Annotated in this window: 11 protein-coding genes; all 11 read right to left on the reverse strand. The window is 57.7% G+C overall.

Annotated features, from left to right (window positions below; genetic code table 11):
* Nucleotides 1–7 precede the first annotated feature (7 nt).
* The 11 genes from recD to ptsP all read right to left on the reverse strand — a co-directional run bounded on the left by recD (nucleotide 8) and on the right by ptsP (nucleotide 17,865).
* The gene (gene recD, locus ABOC97_RS10750) at nucleotides 8–1,846 is read right to left on the reverse strand and encodes an exodeoxyribonuclease V subunit alpha (protein WP_349597326.1); all 1,839 of its coding nucleotides are present in this window, start codon (nucleotides 1,844–1,846) and stop codon (nucleotides 8–10) included.
* Nucleotides 1,843–5,382, reverse strand: a complete 3,540-nt coding sequence (gene recB / locus ABOC97_RS10755) for an exodeoxyribonuclease V subunit beta (protein ID WP_349597328.1) — start codon at nucleotides 5,380–5,382, stop codon at nucleotides 1,843–1,845. The genes recD and recB overlap by 4 nt, the downstream gene beginning before the upstream one ends.
* Complete coding sequence (gene ptrA / locus ABOC97_RS10760; protein ID WP_349597330.1) at nucleotides 5,379–8,264, reverse strand: pitrilysin; 2,886 nt, start codon at nucleotides 8,262–8,264, stop codon at nucleotides 5,379–5,381. Before ptrA ends, recB begins: the two co-directional genes overlap by 4 nt.
* A 186-nt stretch (nucleotides 8,265–8,450) precedes the next feature.
* Nucleotides 8,451–11,822 (reverse strand): exodeoxyribonuclease V subunit gamma, encoded by a 3,372-nt coding sequence (gene recC / locus ABOC97_RS10765; RefSeq protein ID WP_349597333.1) that lies wholly within the window; start codon nucleotides 11,820–11,822, stop codon nucleotides 8,451–8,453.
* A 12-nt stretch (nucleotides 11,823–11,834) separates the two neighbouring features.
* On the reverse strand, nucleotides 11,835–12,155 hold the full coding sequence (locus ABOC97_RS10770; RefSeq protein WP_349597336.1) for a prepilin-type N-terminal cleavage/methylation domain-containing protein: 321 nt from the start codon (nucleotides 12,153–12,155) through the stop codon (nucleotides 11,835–11,837).
* Complete coding sequence (locus ABOC97_RS10775; protein WP_349597338.1) at nucleotides 12,140–12,544, reverse strand: DUF2509 family protein; 405 nt, start codon at nucleotides 12,542–12,544, stop codon at nucleotides 12,140–12,142. Before ABOC97_RS10775 ends, ABOC97_RS10770 begins: the two co-directional genes overlap by 16 nt.
* Nucleotides 12,541–13,095 (reverse strand): prepilin peptidase-dependent protein, encoded by a 555-nt coding sequence (locus tag ABOC97_RS10780; protein WP_349597341.1) that lies wholly within the window; start codon nucleotides 13,093–13,095, stop codon nucleotides 12,541–12,543. The genes ABOC97_RS10775 and ABOC97_RS10780 overlap by 4 nt, the downstream gene beginning before the upstream one ends.
* Nucleotides 13,089–13,547: a prepilin peptidase-dependent protein gene (locus tag ABOC97_RS10785; RefSeq protein WP_349597344.1), complete on the reverse strand. Its 459-nt coding sequence runs from the start codon at nucleotides 13,545–13,547 to the stop codon at nucleotides 13,089–13,091. The genes ABOC97_RS10780 and ABOC97_RS10785 overlap by 7 nt, the downstream gene beginning before the upstream one ends.
* A 217-nt stretch (nucleotides 13,548–13,764) precedes the next feature.
* Nucleotides 13,765–14,559: a thymidylate synthase gene (gene thyA / locus ABOC97_RS10790; protein ID WP_349597347.1), complete on the reverse strand. Its 795-nt coding sequence runs from the start codon at nucleotides 14,557–14,559 to the stop codon at nucleotides 13,765–13,767.
* Nucleotides 14,560–14,565: 6 nt separating this feature from the next.
* Entirely contained in the window at nucleotides 14,566–15,438 is an 873-nt protein-coding gene (gene lgt / locus ABOC97_RS10795; protein ID WP_349597350.1) for a prolipoprotein diacylglyceryl transferase, read from the reverse strand.
* Between the two features lie 180 nt (nucleotides 15,439–15,618).
* A complete protein-coding gene (gene ptsP, locus ABOC97_RS10800) occupies nucleotides 15,619–17,865 on the reverse strand; it encodes a phosphoenolpyruvate--protein phosphotransferase (RefSeq protein WP_349597353.1) in 2,247 nt (748 codons plus the stop codon).

Consider the following 17,865-nt stretch of genomic DNA (forward strand, 5'->3'; position numbering starts at 1 on the left):
TTCCGATCTACACCATTTCGGCAAAAATCGCCGCTAACCCGCTGCGTCGTTCCGTGCGGGTAGCGATGGCCTGCGCCAGCAGATTTTCATCGGCGTACATCGACAGTCGGGATTTCGCACGCGTGATGGCAGTGTAGACAAGCTCGCGGCTGACCACCGGCACAATCTGCGTCGGCAGCACCAGAGCGGCGTGGGTGAACTCTGAGCCCTGGGATTTGTGTACCGTCATCACCCATGCGGTGTCGTGCTCCGGCAGGCGGCTTGGCTGCACGGATTTAATGGTACCGTCCGGCATCGGGAACCAGACGCGCATTCCCTGCTCCCTCTCCAGCGCGATACCGATATCGCCATTAAACAGCCCCAGCGCGCTGTCGTTGCGGGTGATCATCACCGGCCGCCCTTCATACCAGCGCGAATGGCGCTGCGGCACAATTTGCCGATGGCGGGTCAGCAACTGTTCAAACTGAGTGTTCAACCCGCTGACGCCCCAAGGCCCCTCGCGCAACGCACAGAGGAGCTGATATTCACCAAACGCCGCCAGAATCACCGCTGGGTCTGCCTGTTCACGCAGCAGCTGAAGGTAATGTCCGTATCCCGCACGCGCATCCTCAAGCATCGACCCGTAGTCATCCGTTGTGCGCAGCGGCTTGAGTTCAATATCGCTAAATCCACGCGCGAAAACTTCACCAACGGCCTTTTTATCTCCCCGGTTCACCGCGCTGGCAAGCTGTCCAATGCCGGAGTCGCTACCAAAACGGTAGCTGGTACGCAGCAGACACAGGCTGTCGCGCAGCGCACTCGCCACGCTGCCCTCTCCTGCCGGAACCTCTGCGCCCACCAAACGGCTCAGTTCATGCGCACGCTCCGCGGTATAACCCTCGCTCACCCAGCTACAGATATCACCTAGCACCGCCCCAGCTTCAACTGAAGCCAGCTGATCGCGGTCGCCAAGGAAAATCACCCGCCCGTGCGGCGGCAGCGCGTCAATCAGCCGCGCCATCATCGGCAGGTCAATCATCGAGGCCTCATCCACCACCAGCACATCAAGGTGCAGCGGGTTATCCGCGTGGTAGCGTAGCCTTTGGCTGCCGGGCTGCGCGCCCAGCAGGCGATGCAGCGTACTGGCATCCGTTGGCAGCATCGCCTTTTGGGCATCTGTCAGCTCTAGCTTGCGCAGGGCTTCACCCAGTGATTCGGTTAATCTGGCCGCCGCTTTCCCGGTCGGAGCCGCCAGGCGGATTCGGCATTTTTCGCTGCCGGACATCTGCACCAGCGCCGCCAGAAGTTTGGCGACGGTGGTGGTTTTCCCGGTACCTGGACCACCGGAGATCACCGAAATTCGCCGCGTCAGCGCAACGGCGGCGGCAACTTTCTGCCAGTCCACCGTATCACTTGCCGGAAACAGCACATTCAGCGTCGTCGCCAGCTGCCCCTCATCAACGGCAAACGGTGCCTGGGTATCACTAAAGAAACGGGCGACGGTCAGTTCGTTGCGCCACATGCGGTTTAAGTAGAGACGCTCGCGGCTTAAAATCAGCGGTGACGGGCGCTCTCCGTTGCTGACCGCCTGCGAATCCAGCAGCAACGTTTCCCAGTTCTCAGGCGCACCGGCATCCGCGAACAGCTGTTGCCAGATATCACGCGCGCGGCCTTTCGCCTGCATCGCTGAATTCAGGTGGGAAAGCGGCAGGCAGACGTGCCCTTCACCGGTATCGCGACTGAGCATCGCGGCCGCCAGCATCACCGCCGGATGTTCGTTCTGCGCGACCATCAGCGCAAACTGCACGTCCAGCGGACGCAGTAGCTTAAGTTCAGCGGCTTCCAACAGGCGTTGTTCCAGCGTCATGCGTGTAATTCCTCTCCAGCAAACAGTGCATCCATTGCCGTAATCAGCGCCGGGTCCGGTCGGGTGGTGAAAATCCCCTGCTGTCCGGCCTCGCCGTCCACGCCACGCAGGAACAGATAAATGACGCCACCAAAGTGCCGCTCGTAATCGTAATCCGCAATGCGATGGCGCAGATAGCGGTGCAGCGCCAGACTGTAAAGCTGATACTGCAGGTCATAGCGGTGCGCCTGCATCGCTTGCGCCATCGCCTGCTGGGTGTAGGCTTCGCCGTTTTCACCCAAATAGTTGGACTTGTAGTCCAGCAGGTAATAGCGCCCATCGTGGCGGAACACAAGGTCGATAAAGCCCTTCAGCATGCCGCGCACCTGGCGGAAATCGAGCTCAGGGCAACCTGCGGATAAAGGGTCATAGCGGCGGGTTAAGGCATCCAGCGCTCGCGCATCAAGCGCTTTGGTAATCGGCAGATAAAATTCCATCTCCACCTGTTTTTGCCGGGCGCTGAGCTGATTGAGTGCAATCCCGCTTTCTGCCAGCGGTGCCGCCAGCACCTGCGAAATCCACTCGGTGAGCACCGGCTCCCACTCTTCGCCAAAGCCGTTGCTTTGCAGCTTTTCGCGCATCCACGCGGAGTCAATCGGCTGGGTAAAGTCGAGGTCTTCAAACAGACTATGCAGGAAAGTCCCCGGTGATGCCCCGCGCGGGAAGTTGTGCGGCGTCATCGCCGGTTCCGGCTGGGCATCACCGGTTCCCACGGCATCGATATCCAGGCGCGGCAGCAGATCCTGCGCCACGCTATGCCCGCTCTGTTGCAGGCCGGAATAGCTGGTTACCCGCCAGTCATCAAATACCCGGCGAAGTACCTGCCGCGCCCCTAGTTCAGGCATCTGGGCCTGTACCGGCTGCCAGCGAGCATCGTCCGGTGGCGTGACGGGGGTTAGCGCAATATGTTCGTCGCACAGCGCGCGTAGACAGGCTTCAAGGCCAGAGGCAGTCAGCACCTCACCTTTTTGTAGCAGCCGTCCCGGCGCGCTGTGATGCAGTTCCGTGTCGGTAGGTTTGTCGCTGCGGCGCGCGGTTAACGGCGCAATGCCAAGGCTACAGTGCCAGACGGCGCGGGTTAAGGCGACGTACAGCAGGCGCAGATCCTCCGCCAGGCGTTCGGCTTCCGCAAGCTCAAGGCTCTCATCGCTTTCGTTGAGATCGAGTACCGCTGCAAAGGATTCCCGGTCGTGATAAAACGCCTGCTTCTCTTTACGGAAACGGGCGATAAACGGCAGCCAGACCAGCGGATATTCCAGCCCTTTCGATTTGTGAATGGTGACAATCTGCACCAGGTGTTTGTCGCTCTCCAGACGCATCTGCTGGCTGGAAGCATTGGTGTCCGGCTCAGCCACCTGCTGATTCAGCCAGCGCACCAGCGCATGCTCGCTTTCAAGCTGGGTGGCCGCTTCTTGCAATAGCTCGCTGAGATGCAGGATATCGGTTAAACGCCGCTCGCCGCCGTGGGTGGCCAGCAAGTTTTCCGCCAGCGACCTGGCGCTCATCAGAGCACGGATCATCGGCATCACGCCGCGGCGCTGCCAGATATTACGGTACTCGGTAAATTCTTCCACCAGCGCATCCCAGGCGTTTTCGTCTAGGTTTAGCCGTTCGATATCCAGCGAGTTAAGGCCAAACATCGCCGTTGCCAGCGCACTGCGCAGGGTATTTTCGCGCTCCGGCGTCAACACCGCCTGCAGCACCCACAGCAACTCCTGCGCTTCCGGGGTTTCAAATACGCTGTCGCGGTTTGACAGATACACCGACGGGATAGCCAGCGCATTCAACGCATCGCGAATCAGCGACGCTTCCTGGCGGTTACGCACCAGCACCGTGATATCGGAAGCCTTCACCGGTTCGGCTTTTTTACCGCGCCACAGCAGCGCCGTGCCGCGTTGGCCTGCGGTCAGCCAGTCGCGAATTTGCGCCGCGCACTGCTGGGCCATCACATTCTGATAATCCCCCGCGCTGACGCCTTCGCCGGGCATCAACCACAGGTTCATTGCCGGCTGTTTTTCACCGTCGATTTCAAAGCGCAGCGAGGCGTTTTTATCCGCCGATTTGACCGGCAGGAACGGTATATCGCGGAACATAAAGGGATTATCAACCAGCCCAAACAGGCGATTGACGCTCTCGACCATGCCCGGCGCCGAACGCCAGTTGGTGTCGAGCGTGTAATGAGCGGCCACGTCGCTACGCGCACGCATGTAGGTGAAGATGTCGGCGCCGCGGAAGGCGTAAATGGCCTGTTTTGGGTCGCCAATCAGCAGCAGCGCGGTTTCAGGCTGCTGTCGCCAGATACGGCGGAAAATACGGTACTGCTGCGGGTCGGTATCCTGGAATTCATCAATCATCGCTACCGGAAAACGCTGGCGAATGGCGGCCGCCAGCGCATCGCCGCTGTCGCCGTGCAGGGCTTCATCGAGACGACTGAGCATGTCATCAAAACCCAGCTCGCCACGACGGCGCTTCTCACGCGCCACCGCTTCTCGAATTTCGCTCATCGCCTGAGCAATCACCAGATCGGTGAGGGTCAGCGGCGAATCCAGCAGCCGTTCGATAGCGCTGAACAGAGAGTGTGTTGGCACCTCTCCGCCCGCTTTGGTGCGTTCGACCAGGAACGGCTGGCTGAATTTTTCCAGCGCATCGGGCAACTGGTAGTTTTGCGTCTCTTCCTGCGCCCAACTGCTGATTTTGTCGATCCATTTGCCCTGGTTACCGCGGTTAAACTTGCGCCTGTCGATGCCTGAGTTTTCCAGCAGCGCGTCCAGCTCGCCAACGTGGACCAGCCACAGTTGTTTAATCTCATTAATCTGCGCGAGGATTTTCTGATGACGTGATTCCAGCGTTTCCGCATCGCTTATCGGCATCTTCAACTGCGGCGCTTCGCCCTGCAGGTAGCGATCGATGGACTTCAGCAGATCCTGCGGCCCTTTCCAGGACTCGACGATCACCTGCGCGATCTCGCGGCTTAACGGATAGCAGTGGCGTCGCCAGAAGTCGGCGCAGGCCTGGTAGCGCAGCTGGGATTCGTCTTCAATCAGCTGCTGTTCAAACAGCATGCCGGACTCAAAGGCGTTAAGGCTGAGCATGCGCTGGCAGAAGCCGTGAATGGTAAAGACCGCCGCATCGTCCATCTGACGCTCGGCCAACAGCAGTACGCTCGCGGCTTGTTGGAGATCGTCGATTTCCGCCAGCAGGCTGGCATAGAGGGGATTATCGGTGGCGTTACGCAGACAGGCGACGCGCAGTTCGTGGATGTTGCTACGAATGCGCCCGCGCAGCTCTTCGGTGGCGGCTTCGGTGAAGGTCACCACCAGCAGTTCTTCGACGTTGACAGGCCGGGGAAAGGCGGCCTCGCCGCCAAGCCCCAAGAGCAGCCGCAGGTAAAGTGCAGCGATGGTGAAGGTTTTTCCGGTGCCCGCTGAGGCTTCAATCAGGCGCTCGCCAAGAAGGGGTAAGCGCAGGGGATCAAGGGACTCGGCGGTATCGGTCATTCGTTCTCTCGTCTTAAGGGTAAGGATTGCTGCAACGCGGTGATGCTCTGCCACACCTTCCAGCCTTCAGGGTGCGCATAGTCGACTTTGCCATTCTGGCTGCCGGAAACCTGTGACAGTACCGTCATGCCCTGCGGCGCTACCACCGTCTGGTGGAAGAAGTCGGCCAGCTTTTGCGGCGTTAACAGCTTAATCTGGGCCACTACTTTAGCACGTGAATCAAAAGCCATATTACCGCGATCGAAATCTTTGCTCAGCTGCGAGGCTTCATCACCGAGGGTTTGTGGCGCTTGCAGCATGTCGGCGATCACCGCCTGCTGGATTTGCGCGAACTCTTCCGGTTTCATCGTCCGCAGCTTCTGTTCCGCAGTCGGGAAGAAGGCCTTAAAGCGTTCCCACAGGAAAGCCGGCTGTTTTTCGTTACTTTGCAGCAGGAACCCCATGCCCCATTGGCGACCAATGTTCATGGAGAAAGCAAACACCGCGTAGCCCAGCTGTTCTTCGGTACGCAGCTGGGTGTAGAACCACGGCTGGACGATCTGCGCCAGCATCGCGCTGGTCGCCGAGCTTGAGAATTCATCGACGTTTGCTGGAACGAACACCGCCGCCAGCGCAGAATCCGTGCTGCTACCCGTTTTTTCAAAGATGGCGTTCTGCTGTTTATCGACCAGTACGTCTTTGTTACGGCACCATTCGTTGCCGTGAGCGCCAAGCTGCGTCTGCACGTTACGCGCAAGCGTTGTCGACTGCTCGCGGCTCAGGTTACCAATCACCATAAATTCAGGACGCCCGCCCGCTTTAAGCTGGTCGCGATAATCCATCACCTCTTTTAAGGTAATGGACGGCAGCAGAGCTTTACGCTCTTCGCGCTGGAAATAAGGTACCTGCGAGACCATCTGAATCGGCATAATCGCCTGTTCGTAGGCTTTGCCTTTCTCTGCCGAATCCATCATCTGCTTATACCAGGACTTGGCCTGTTCAAGCTGTTCTTCGGTTGGCGTGTAGCTGAAGTAGCCCTGCAACAGCGCATCGAAAAGCTGCGGCAGACGCTGGGTGTAGCCGTTGGCGTTGACCATCAGACCATTGTTGGCTCCGGTCGAGAAGCTAATGCCACCGACGGCGGCCTGATTACTGAGCTGATCCAGCGCAATGCCCGCCAGATAATCATTGAGCGCAAACATCACCTGACTTTTGGCGCTGTCCATCGCCTGCGGGTTACGCAAGATCATGGTGATATCAGCCTTCGGTTCGAGGCCGAAATAGCGGCTTGGCATGTACACCAGACGCAGTTCGGGCTCATCGACGATAAGCTGCGGATGATCGGCGCTTTTCTCAGGCTTAATCAGCGTGAAGTCGTCCGGAATATACGGGTTCAGTTGCGGCAAGCTAAGGTCAATAGCATCAGACTCTTTCTGCCATTTGGCGAAGGTATCGGCGCTGATTTTGTCGACCTGATACGGTGCATCAACGAAGTAGGCCACTTTGTTATGCGGCTCTTTCGGGCTGATGTACCAGATACGGGCATTCTGTGGGGTCATCATCGCCAGACGCTCTTTTACCGCCTGCGGGTCATAGCGGTCAGCAATGTTGACGACATCCAGTGTGTGCTGCACCGGCACGCGGATCATCGTGTCCGCAAGCCACTCAACGTAGTCCATGTTGCGGTTAATCGATGGATAGCGGAAGTCGAGATCCAGCACATGGGCCAGTTCGTCGAAGTAGCTCTTGTCGATACCTTTGTCACGCATCACGTCGAGGTAGCGGAAAATAGCGGCGACAACGTCATCGCGATGGGCAAGGCCTTTGTCGGTCAGCGTCGCCGAGATAGCCAGCACGCCGCTGTTGCCGTTCACTACCGGATCGGAGTCGGCGCGAATACCTTCCACCAGCCCCTGCTTTTGCAGCCAGTCGGATAAGGTGCCCGGAGTACGGTTGCCGATCATATAGGTGATCAATTCATCGGTTTTACTGCGGAATTGGGCGGAGTTGTTGTCGATACGAAACTCTACGCGCAGTACTTTACGCGGCAGCGCAGGCACGTAGTGAATGACAATGCCCTTTTGCGCATCGGTGACGACGGGAACGGTGATTTCCGGGCGTTCAATGGCTTTATTCGGCACGCGGCCGTAAGTCTGTGCAGCCATTTTTGCCAGCTCAGGCAACGGCTTATTGCTGTAAATTACCGCCTTCATCAGGTTGGCTGAGTAGTATTTATCGCGAAATGCCAGCAGCGCATCGTAGACCGGGCTATTGGGTTTGTCGCTCAGCGTTTCCAGATTGCCGCCAGAGAAGCGCGCGCCAGGGTGAGCCGGGTTGATGGTTTCGGCACTCACCTGCGCCATGCGCATACCGTCACGGGTACGCGCCATGGTCAGCTCGGCATTCACCGCGTTGCGCTCGCGGTCGACGTATTTTTTATCCAGCAGCGGCGCGGCAATAGCATCGGCAAGGCGATCAACTGCGCCTTGTAGAGCATCGTTCTCCACTTCCAGATAGAACGCGGTGCGATACGGCGCGGTACTCGCATTGTGGCTGCCGCCGTGCATTTTTAAGAATTCGGCAAGATTGTCAGGCTGCGGGTAGTTTTTTGAGCCCATCAGCGTCATGTGCTCGAGATAGTGCGCCAGACCCGGATGGGAGTCAGGATCTTCCAGCGAACCGATTGGCACCACCAGTGCTGATAGCGATTTCACCGCCTGCGGATCGGAAACCAGCAGGACAACCATGTTGTTATCCAGCGTAATCGCCTGATACTGGCGAGTATCCTTTTCGCTCTTACGGATGGTTTCCTTAATTGGTTGCCACCCGGAGTCCGCCTGACCCACAGTTGCCCAAAGGGCAGTGACTAAAACAACAATACTCAACCAGATACTGCGGGGCATTCACGGACCTCACCATTAACAAATACTGCTAACAAATCTTAATGCTTGTGCAGGTAGCCCGGTCAGCGCACATTACCGGGGACGTCCCGGAACAGGGCAAACAGCCAGGTCCGGGCTACCTCTCATCAGTCCGTGACGCGTTGCGCATAGTAATTCAACGGCTCAATTTGCGCAATTTTTATACAATCATGTTGACTGATTAAAGCGAAATACGGGAAGCAAGTACGGCGTCGTTTGTTCGATGACAGCCTCATACTGCGCGGGTTCCAGGGTACGCCACAGGCGTTGATACCAGACGTCGGCCCCTTCACCGCTTACCACCATATTGCCTTCGTACGCTTGCAAAAATTTACTGCGCGCTTTTTGCTGCGTCTCTGTGTCCCTTAAGATGGCATCATTTTCGGCATCGTAACAGGCTTTTATCCACGCCCCGCCGCTCTCAGGTAAAAACAGCAGCGGTTGGCACATCCCCTGACGATAGCCTTTAACCAACTGGGCCAGATAGGCGTTAGCCTCATCAACCGCCAGCGGAGGGAAGCACCATTCATCCTCTTTTCTCAGCAGCAGCCTGCTTTCACCCTTGCCGCCGCTAGCACAGTAGACAAGGTGTTCCAGCCAAAGTTGCATCCCTTGTGAAACGCTAAGCAAAGATGGCCGCCAGCGCAACAGCCCATTCTCCTGAACCTGCGGCAGCCATCCGGTTATGTTAACCCCGTCGCATTCGAGGTCGATTTCCATGCTCTGCCCCGCCCGGCGGTATTCAATTACCCGGCTGGCTAACGCACTCATCTCCTGATGCTGCGCCTGCCAGGCTATTTCACCAAACGGGCCGTAGGGCAACTCACCCGCCGCACGATAACGACGGTACATCCGATCCGGCTCCTGCTGCTCAATCAGGGTATTCAACAGTTGCTGATTAAGCTGATAACGCGTCAGCCCTTCAAGGGTGAACGGTTCAGTATCAGGGATATCGCTCTCTTCGCTGCGGAAATTGACCTGTAGCCGTAGCTGGAAAAATGCGCGTACCGGATGTCGCCAGAAGCGCTGTAGCTGCTCCAGCGGCAGCGTGGTGAACTCCTGCGCTGCCAGCGGCTGGATAAAGTCGGCGTGGGCTTCTCCCTGTTGGCTGGCCGCCGCCAGCCACTCCCGGGCATAGCTTTGCTGCTCATCGGCCTGATAGTTTTCGGCATCGAACGGCATACGGCTATGCAGATGCATGATGTGACTTTTCACCCGCTGTTCACTTTCGTCACAGTTCAGCGCTTCATCACCCGCCAGGCAGTGGCTCTGACCGATGTAGTCTAAGAGTTCCTGAACCAGCACCGACGGATACCGTTCGCTGTTGTCCTGGATGGAACGGCCGATGTAGCTGATATAAAGCGCTTTCTCTGCCGACATCATCGCTTCAAGGAACAGATAGCGGTCATCATCACGGCGGCTACGGTCACCGCGCACCGGTTTCTGACTCATCAGGTCAAAGCCGAGCGGCGCCAGCGCGCGCGGGTAGATGCCATCGTTCATGCCTAGCAAGCAGACGACCTTGAATGGGATTGAACGCATTGGCATCAGGGTACAAATATTGATAGGCCCGGCGAGGAAGCGCTGGCTGATGCGCTCCTGGTCAAGACGCTGCCCCAGTTCATCACGCAGCAACGACAGCGGCACTTCACCAGAGTACTGCGACTGAACGCCCTGGGCGATAATCGCCTGCCATTGCTGTTCAATCAGCGTCAGCGCCGCTTCCGTGTCCTGATCCGGTAAGAAGAAATCATTGAGCATTTCGCGACACACCGGCAGCCATTCCTCCAGCGAACGCGCCTGCGTCAGCACCTGCCGCCAGCGGTTAAGCTGCATCAGCAATGAGGCCAGGTGCCCAACCAGTTCGGCTATCAGACCGCTGGACTCGTCGTATGGCAGCACATCCTGCCACTCACCCTGGCTACTCTCCATCGCATAGCCCAGCAGCATACGCGTGAGTCCGAAACGCCAGGTGTGCTGCCCGGTGGCTGGCAGATCCAGTTCACGGACGTTATCGTCGTCCATCCCCCAGCGCACGCCGGATTCGTTAACCCATTGACGAAGATACAAAAGTCCCGCTTCATCAATATTGAAGCGTGCGGCCAGTACCGGAACGTCGAGCAGCGCCAGCACATCTTCGCTGGTAAAGCGGCTATCCGGCAGCGACAGCAGGGTGATAAAGGCCTGCATCGCCGGGTGTGCCTGGCGGGCGCGGCGGTCAGAAATCGCGTACGGTAGATAGCGTTCGCCGGTGGCGCTGCCGAATACGGCCTGAATAAACGGGCTGTAGCTGTCGATATCCGCCACCATCACGATGATGTCGCGCGGCGTCAGCGTGGGGTCTGCTTCTAGCATCGCCAGTAAACGGTCGTGTAGGATTTCCACCTCGCGCTGCGGGCTGTGGCAGACATGAACGGTCAGGCTGCGGTCGTCCAGCGCCAGCGGACGCTTGCCACCACTGTGGGCAAACTCTTCGGCGGTGCGCCCGGCGACGGCGCTATTTTTCAGCTCCAGTACGTCGTACTGCAGATTGTGCAGCAGGTTATCCGGTTCGATATCGACAAACGCATCCAGCTCCTGGTAGCGCTCCAGCCCCGCCAGCAGGTAGATATAGTCACGTCCCAGCTTGCCCCAAGAGGCCAGCATCGGGTTGCCCACATCCTGTTCACCGTCGTCGTTAAACAGCCCTGGCGCATGGCTGGCATCCTGGAACAGCGGCAGTTCTCGCTGTTCGCGGTAGTGGCGGCGCTGACGCGCCAGCAATCGGGCCAGAAACGCTGGATCTTTAATATCGCCCCAGTAATAGCGGCATGGGTTGGTAAACAGCACGTAGATATCAACATGCTTGCCCAGCGCCTGTAGGGCATGCAGATAAACCGGTGGCAGCGCGGAAATACCGCAGATAAAAACGCGTGATGGCAAACCGGCGGGCGGCTCGCTGCTGCTTTCAAGAGTGTCGATAAAGCGCTGGTAGAGGTTGGCGCGGTGCCACAATGGCTGACCGAGCGCGGCGGTGTGCTCAACTAACGCTTTCCATAATGGTGCTTGCCACTGCTGCGCGTCACCCACACCGTCAACCAGTTGCCCCGCTTCCCACTGAGTCAACCACTGTGGGCGATAGACAAGGTACTGGTCATAGAGGTCAGCTACGCGGGAGGCCAACTGGAACAGTTTGCGCTTGTCGGCGTCATCGGTCAGATAATGGCGCAATGGCGTAAAGGCTTCGTCATCAAGCATCCCCGGCAGCAGCGTCATCAGCTTCCAGCTCATACTCTGCTTGTTAAAGGCGCTTTCGCCGGGGATCTCGGGCAGCACGCGGGTGAACATGTCCCAGATAAAGCTCGCTGGGAGCGGGAAGTCGATGTTGGCAGCAATACCGAAACGCTGCGATAGCGTCATCTGTAGCCACTGCGCCATCCCGGTACTTTGCACGAGGATCATTTCAGGCTCGAAAGGGTCAGCCAGCCGGTCCTGCTCAACGATAAATTCCATCAATGCTTCCAGCACATCCAGACGGTTGGAGTGGTAGACCCGTAACATATTCGCTCCTGACTACTGACTGACCGAACAATGCAGGCGCGTCATGCGTCCCTGCTTGCCCATGGGGGTGATAATAGTAGCATTGATGCTGACACAAGATGCTGACGATGTCTGTAGCCGCTGGCTGTGCCAGCCTTCTGGTAATGCCGTTGCCTGCTGCTGGGTCTGCCCCCAGGCATAACGCCACAGCTGGCGATACTGGTTAAGCTGTACGCTAGTGGTTGCCAGCGCACGGTAATAACCGCCTAGCGCCGTCACTACGCTTACCATCAGAAACATCGCCAGCATCACTTCTGGCAGGCTGAACCCTCGCGATTTTAAAGCGGCTGACATAATGACACCTCCTTTAAAGGGCAGAAGTCGCTCCAGCCGTGCGCAGAAAAGTGAATGCGACCTAAAGCCCAGATTCCGGATTGCCAGAGGCGTAGCGCTTCGCCTTGAGCAATCAACAATAGGGTACCGTCGGCAAATAACCGCAGACAAACCCGGCTGACTTCGTCGTAGCCCCGACATTGCTGCCCTGCCGCCACATTCCATGACTGCATTTTCCCCCACTGTAGCGCCGAATGGATGCTCGCTGTTTTTCGCAACGCGCGGGTTTCATCGTTTACCATTGCCAGCTGTTGTCGCTGAATCTGATTAAGCCCTTGCAGCATCAGGCTACCCAACAGCAAAAGCATCAGCACCATCGCCAGCGAAGAGATGCCTCGTTGACGACTCATAGGTTATAACCCGTCACGCTATACTGCGCGCTGGCTGTTTCGCCTCGCCCGGTAGTCGCCGTAAGCGCAATGGAAAATTCCGGCGGGAAACCATCGTGCGTTTTACGTATCACCTGAAAACCAGTAACGGTCATGGTCGCCGGGTCACTCAGTTTGTACCAGCCATTACCCTCACAGTTCATCGCGCCACGCAGCGTTTCCAGTACGCCGGACTTGAGGCGAAAACCGATGCTGTCCGCTTCGTCCGCGGGCGATATTTCCCAGCGGCCGTTGCTGTTGCTGTCCCAGCGGGCGATGAGACATTCGCCTTGCGCCGAAAGATGCAGCGGCTCACCGATACAGTTATCTCCCCGGCAATATCCTGCACGCTGCAAATGTTTGGCTACCGTAAATAGCTGCTGCCAGAGATCGTCCTCCAGCGCCTGCTGACGCATCTGCTGCATAATGCCGAACTGCAAGGCGGGCAAAAAGCGCGAAGCGCCCAACAGCAGAATGCTGCTAATCGCCATGGCAATCAGGACTTCCAACAGTGAAAAACCGCGCATTAGCATGCTGCCTCCTCGCACAAACGAACTCGCCCCCAGCCTGAAACCACTATGCTCCAGCTGCCCGCCGCGCTTGCCAACATGATGCTCCCCGCCCATGCGGTGTTGCGCAGGCCGAAGAAGGCCAGGTTGGGGGTTATTTTGCTAATGGCGACTTCCGTCCATAGCGGGCTGAAAACGGCGGGATTCCCTGAAGGGCAACCTACCAACACCGTCTCATCCGCTACCACGCACCAGTGCTGCGCCGTCCGGTTAATCCGCAACCGACGGTCGATATTGTGCCAGTTAGCGTCGTTTCGGAGATAAATCATGTAATCCTTCAGCGCGCTAGCGGTTTGCCACAACCGCTGTGATTGCTGCCAGCGTTGCCAGCCATTCAGGCCGGAAACGCTGAGGATAAGCACCAGCGTCATTGCCACTAAGGTTTCGATCAAGGTGTAGCCGCGTTCTCTGTTCATGTCGGCGAGTATGCCGGGAAGGACGCTACCTCACGAGCGTAGATTCTGCGTTTCACGTTGCGCAGCGAAAGAAGAAGTCAGGCTTGCTGTAACGGCTGAGACAGACTGGAATCCGTTACGCAAATTTGAAAGTGGAGTCTGGAACGACATCGCTCTGCCGGGCAGCAGGGCATAAAAAAACCGGCGCTCAGTGCGCCGGTTTACGATGGGTGCTCGGTTAAATGGCCACCGGTGCTTTGATACCCGGATGCGGGTCGTAACCTTCGATTTCGAAGTCGTCAAAACGGTAGTCAAAAATTGATTCCGGCTTGCGCTTGATCACCAGTTTCGGCAGCGCGCGCGGTTCACGCGTTAACTGCAGAGCGGTCTGTTCCATGTGGTTGCTGTACAGATGGGTGTCGCCACCGGTCCAGACAAAGTCGCCCACTTCCAGGTCACACTGCTGCGCCATCATGTGCACTAACAGCGCATAGCTGGCGATATTAAACGGCAGGCCGAGGAACACGTCGCAGGAGCGCTGGTAGAGCTGACAGGAAAGCTTGCCGTCCGCCACGTAGAACTGGAAGAACGCGTGGCACGGAGCCAGCGCCATTTTATCCAGCTCGCCGACGTTCCACGCGGAAACGATGATGCGGCGCGAGTCCGGGTCATTTTTCAGCTGATTCACGACGGTGGTGATCTGGTCAATATGGCGGCCATCCGGCGTCGGCCATGCGCGCCACTGTTTACCGTATACCGGGCCCAGGTTGCCATTTTCATCAGCCCACTCGTCCCAGATACTGACGTTGTTTTCCTTCAGGTAGGCGATGTTGGTGTCGCCCTGCAGGAACCACAGCAGTTCATGGATGATGGAGCGCAAATGGCAGCGCTTAGTGGTCACTAGCGGGAAACCGTCTTTCAGGTTAAAGCGCATCTGGTGGCCAAAAATGGAGACCGTGCCGGTGCCGGTGCGGTCATTCTTCGGGGTGCCCTCGTCGAGCACCTTTTGCATCAGTTCGAGATACTGTTTCATGCTTCCTCAGGAAATCTGTTTCTGCGGACGGCGAAACGCCCAGACCATCATAATGATACCCGCAAGTACCATCGGCAGGGAAAGGATCTGGCCCATGCTGATGAACTGAACCCATTCGCCGGTGAACTGCGCATCCGGCTGGCGGAAGAACTCACAGATGATGCGGAACATGCCGTAGCCAATCAGGAACAAGCCAGAGACCGAGCCCGCCGGGCGTGGTTTGCGGATAAAGAAGTTCAGGATCAGGAACAGTACGATGCCTTCCAGCGCCAGCTCGTACAGCTGAGAAGCATGACGCGGCAGCGAGCCGTAGGTGTCAAACAGCGTTTGCCATTCCGGGTGAGACGGCAGCAGCGCGATATCTTCCGCGCGCGAACCCGGGAACAGCATGGTGTATTGGAAACCAGGGTCGACGCGGCCCCACAGCTCACCGTTGATAAAGTTGCCCAGACGCCCGCAGCCTAAGCCAAACGGGATCAGCGGCGCAATGAAATCAGAGACCTGGAAGAAGGTTCGCTTGGTGCGTCTGGCGAAGATAATCATCACCACGATCACCCCAATCAGGCCGCCGTGGAAGGACATCCCCCCGTCCCAGACACGGAACAGATAAAGCGGGTCCTGTAGGAACAGGTCAAAGTTGTAGAACATGACGTAGCCGATGCGCCCGCCGAGGAAGACCCCGAGGAAGCCCGCATACAGCAGGTTTTCAACTTCGTTTTTGGTCCAGCCGCTGTTCGGGCGATTGGCGCGACGCGTGGCCAGCCACATTGCGAAGATAAAGCCTACAAGGTACATCATGCCATACCAATGCAGGGAGACCGGTCCGATGGAAAAAATTACCGGATCAATGTCCGGGAAACGCAGATAACCACTATTCATCTGTCACCACAAATGCTTGTTATTCCGCCGAAAGTGGACAGCGGTAGAGATGCGCGCCGAAAGCTTCAGACGCTCCAAAGGTGCGAATAATAGCACAAGGGCGATGAGAGATGATGCGTGGAAGATGTAAAAGATATGTATAGCGTGTAGACCCCCTCTCCCGCGGGGGAGAGGGAATCATCAGAGTCCGCCGCGAATCAGCCCGCCGAGACCACGGCGCTCCATAAACGCCGCAACCTGATGGCGCACTTCGGTCGCCATCTGTGCGTCGAGGCTGCGTTGTGCCAGCGTTTGCGCATCCTGAAGCTCGATATGACGCAGCAGGTATTTCACACGCGGAACCGAACGGCCGTTCATCGAAAGATGGCGGAAGCCGAGGCCAATCAGAATGGTGACACACATGGGATCACCGGCCATTTCGCCGCACAGACGCAAATCGATCCCGTGACGTTCCGTTTCCTGCACGATCATCGACAGCACCCGCAGCATGCCTGGGTGCAGGCTGTCATAAATACTGGCAACCCGGGTATTGTTGCGATCCACCGCCAGTACGTACTGAGTCAGATCATTGGTGCCAACCGAGATAAAATCGACGCGGCTTGCCAGATTTGGCAGCATAAACACCATTGATGGGACTTCAAGCATAATCCCCAGACGCGGCTTCGGAATGGCGTAGCCGATCATTTCTTCAACTTCACGACCGGCGCGATCGATAAGCCTACGAGCTTCATCCACCTCTTCGAGGCTGGTGATCATCGGCAGCAGAATGCTCAGGTTGCCGGTCGCCGCATTGGCGCGCAGCATGGCGCGAACCTGCACCAGAAAGATTTCCGGCTGGTCGAGCGTAATACGGATACCACGCCAACCCAGACAAGGGTTTTCTTCGCTGATCGGCATATACGGCAGCTGCTTATCGGCCCCAACATCCAGCGTTCGCAGCGTAACCGGCTTATCGTTGAACATCTGCAGCATGCCCTGATACTGCGCGACCTGCTCCTCTTCAGAGGGGAAACCGCTTTGCAGCATAAAGGGAATTTCGGTGCGGTACAGGCCGATGCCGTCGATACGACGCCCCAGCATTTGTTCGTGCTCCGGGCTTAAACCCGCGTTAAGCATCACTTTGACACGCTCGCCGCTCTTAAGCTCGGCCGGGCGTTCAACGTCCCCTTCCGCCAGGCGGCTGAGTTCATTCTCTTCGCTGATGAGCCGCTGGTATTCCTGGACCAGGATCTGTTCTGGATCGACCAACAGTTCACCGCGATAGCCATCCACCACCAGCGTCCGCCCGTGAAGGACAGACGGCTGAATATCCGCGCCCATTACCGTTGGAATGCCTAATGCCCGAACCATGATAGCCGCGTGGGAGTTGGCCGCGCCATCGCGCACCACCACGCCAGCTAAACGATCCTGCGGCAGTTCAGCGAGCGTTGCCGCGGAGAGTTCATCCGCCACCAGAATAAAGCGCTCAGGCCAGGCGTTGGCGCCCGTGGTAGTGTCATCAAGATGAAACAGCAGGCGCTGCCCCAGCGTACGGAGATCGCCCGCTCGTTCTTTTAAGTAGCCATCACGCAATGCGGCAAACTGTTCGGCAAACTTCTCGACAATCTTTTTTACCGCCCATTCAGCTACCGCGCCTTTGTCGACCTCAGCAAACAGTTCACGGCGCAGGCTAGCGTCGGACAACAGGTGCGAGTAGAGGTCAAAAATGGCCGCCGTCTCTTTTTGTGCCCCAGCGGCGAAGCGCTTGCTGTAACGACGAAATTCGTTGGCGGCTTCTTCCAGCGCACCGGTCAGGCGCTCACGTTCAAGCGCGGTGTCGAGCGATGACGCTTCATACACCTGCTCCATCAGCGGCAGCGTGGCATCCATCCAGCCTTCGGCAATCGCTACGCCCGGCGATGCAGGTAGCGCACGCACACGCGTCTGGCGATACTGCCCGAACAACGCGGTGAGCTGAGACTGGGAGAGGATCGCCGCCATCTGCGTAGCCAGCGTGACCAGGAATGACTCTTCGCTTTCGTCAAACTGACGTAATTCACGCTGCTGTACCACCAGCACGCCCAGTAACTGGCGGCGCTGGATAATCGGTACGCCAAGGAAAGCGCGGAAACGCTCTTCTTTTACGGAAGGGATGTATTTATAGCTGGGGTGTTTTTGCGCATCGGCCAGGTTGATAGGTTCAGCCAGGCGGCCAACCAGGCCGACGATGCCTTCATCAAAGGCGAGCGTAATGGTACGACCGCGCGGTTTTTTGAGGCCGCGGGTCGCCATCAGGTAGAAGCAGCGTCGATCGTTGTCGGCAAGATAGACCGAGCAAACCTCCGTCTCCATCGCGTGGCAGACGTCGGTGACCAGAATATCCAGCGCCTCGTTCAGCCGAGGCGCACTCGCGACCTTCTCAACAATTTCGCGTAAGCGAGTGAGCAT

It is taken from the genome of Kluyvera huaxiensis (assembly GCF_040149365.1).
Classification (GTDB): Bacteria; Pseudomonadota; Gammaproteobacteria; order Enterobacterales; family Enterobacteriaceae; genus Kluyvera; species Kluyvera intermedia_A.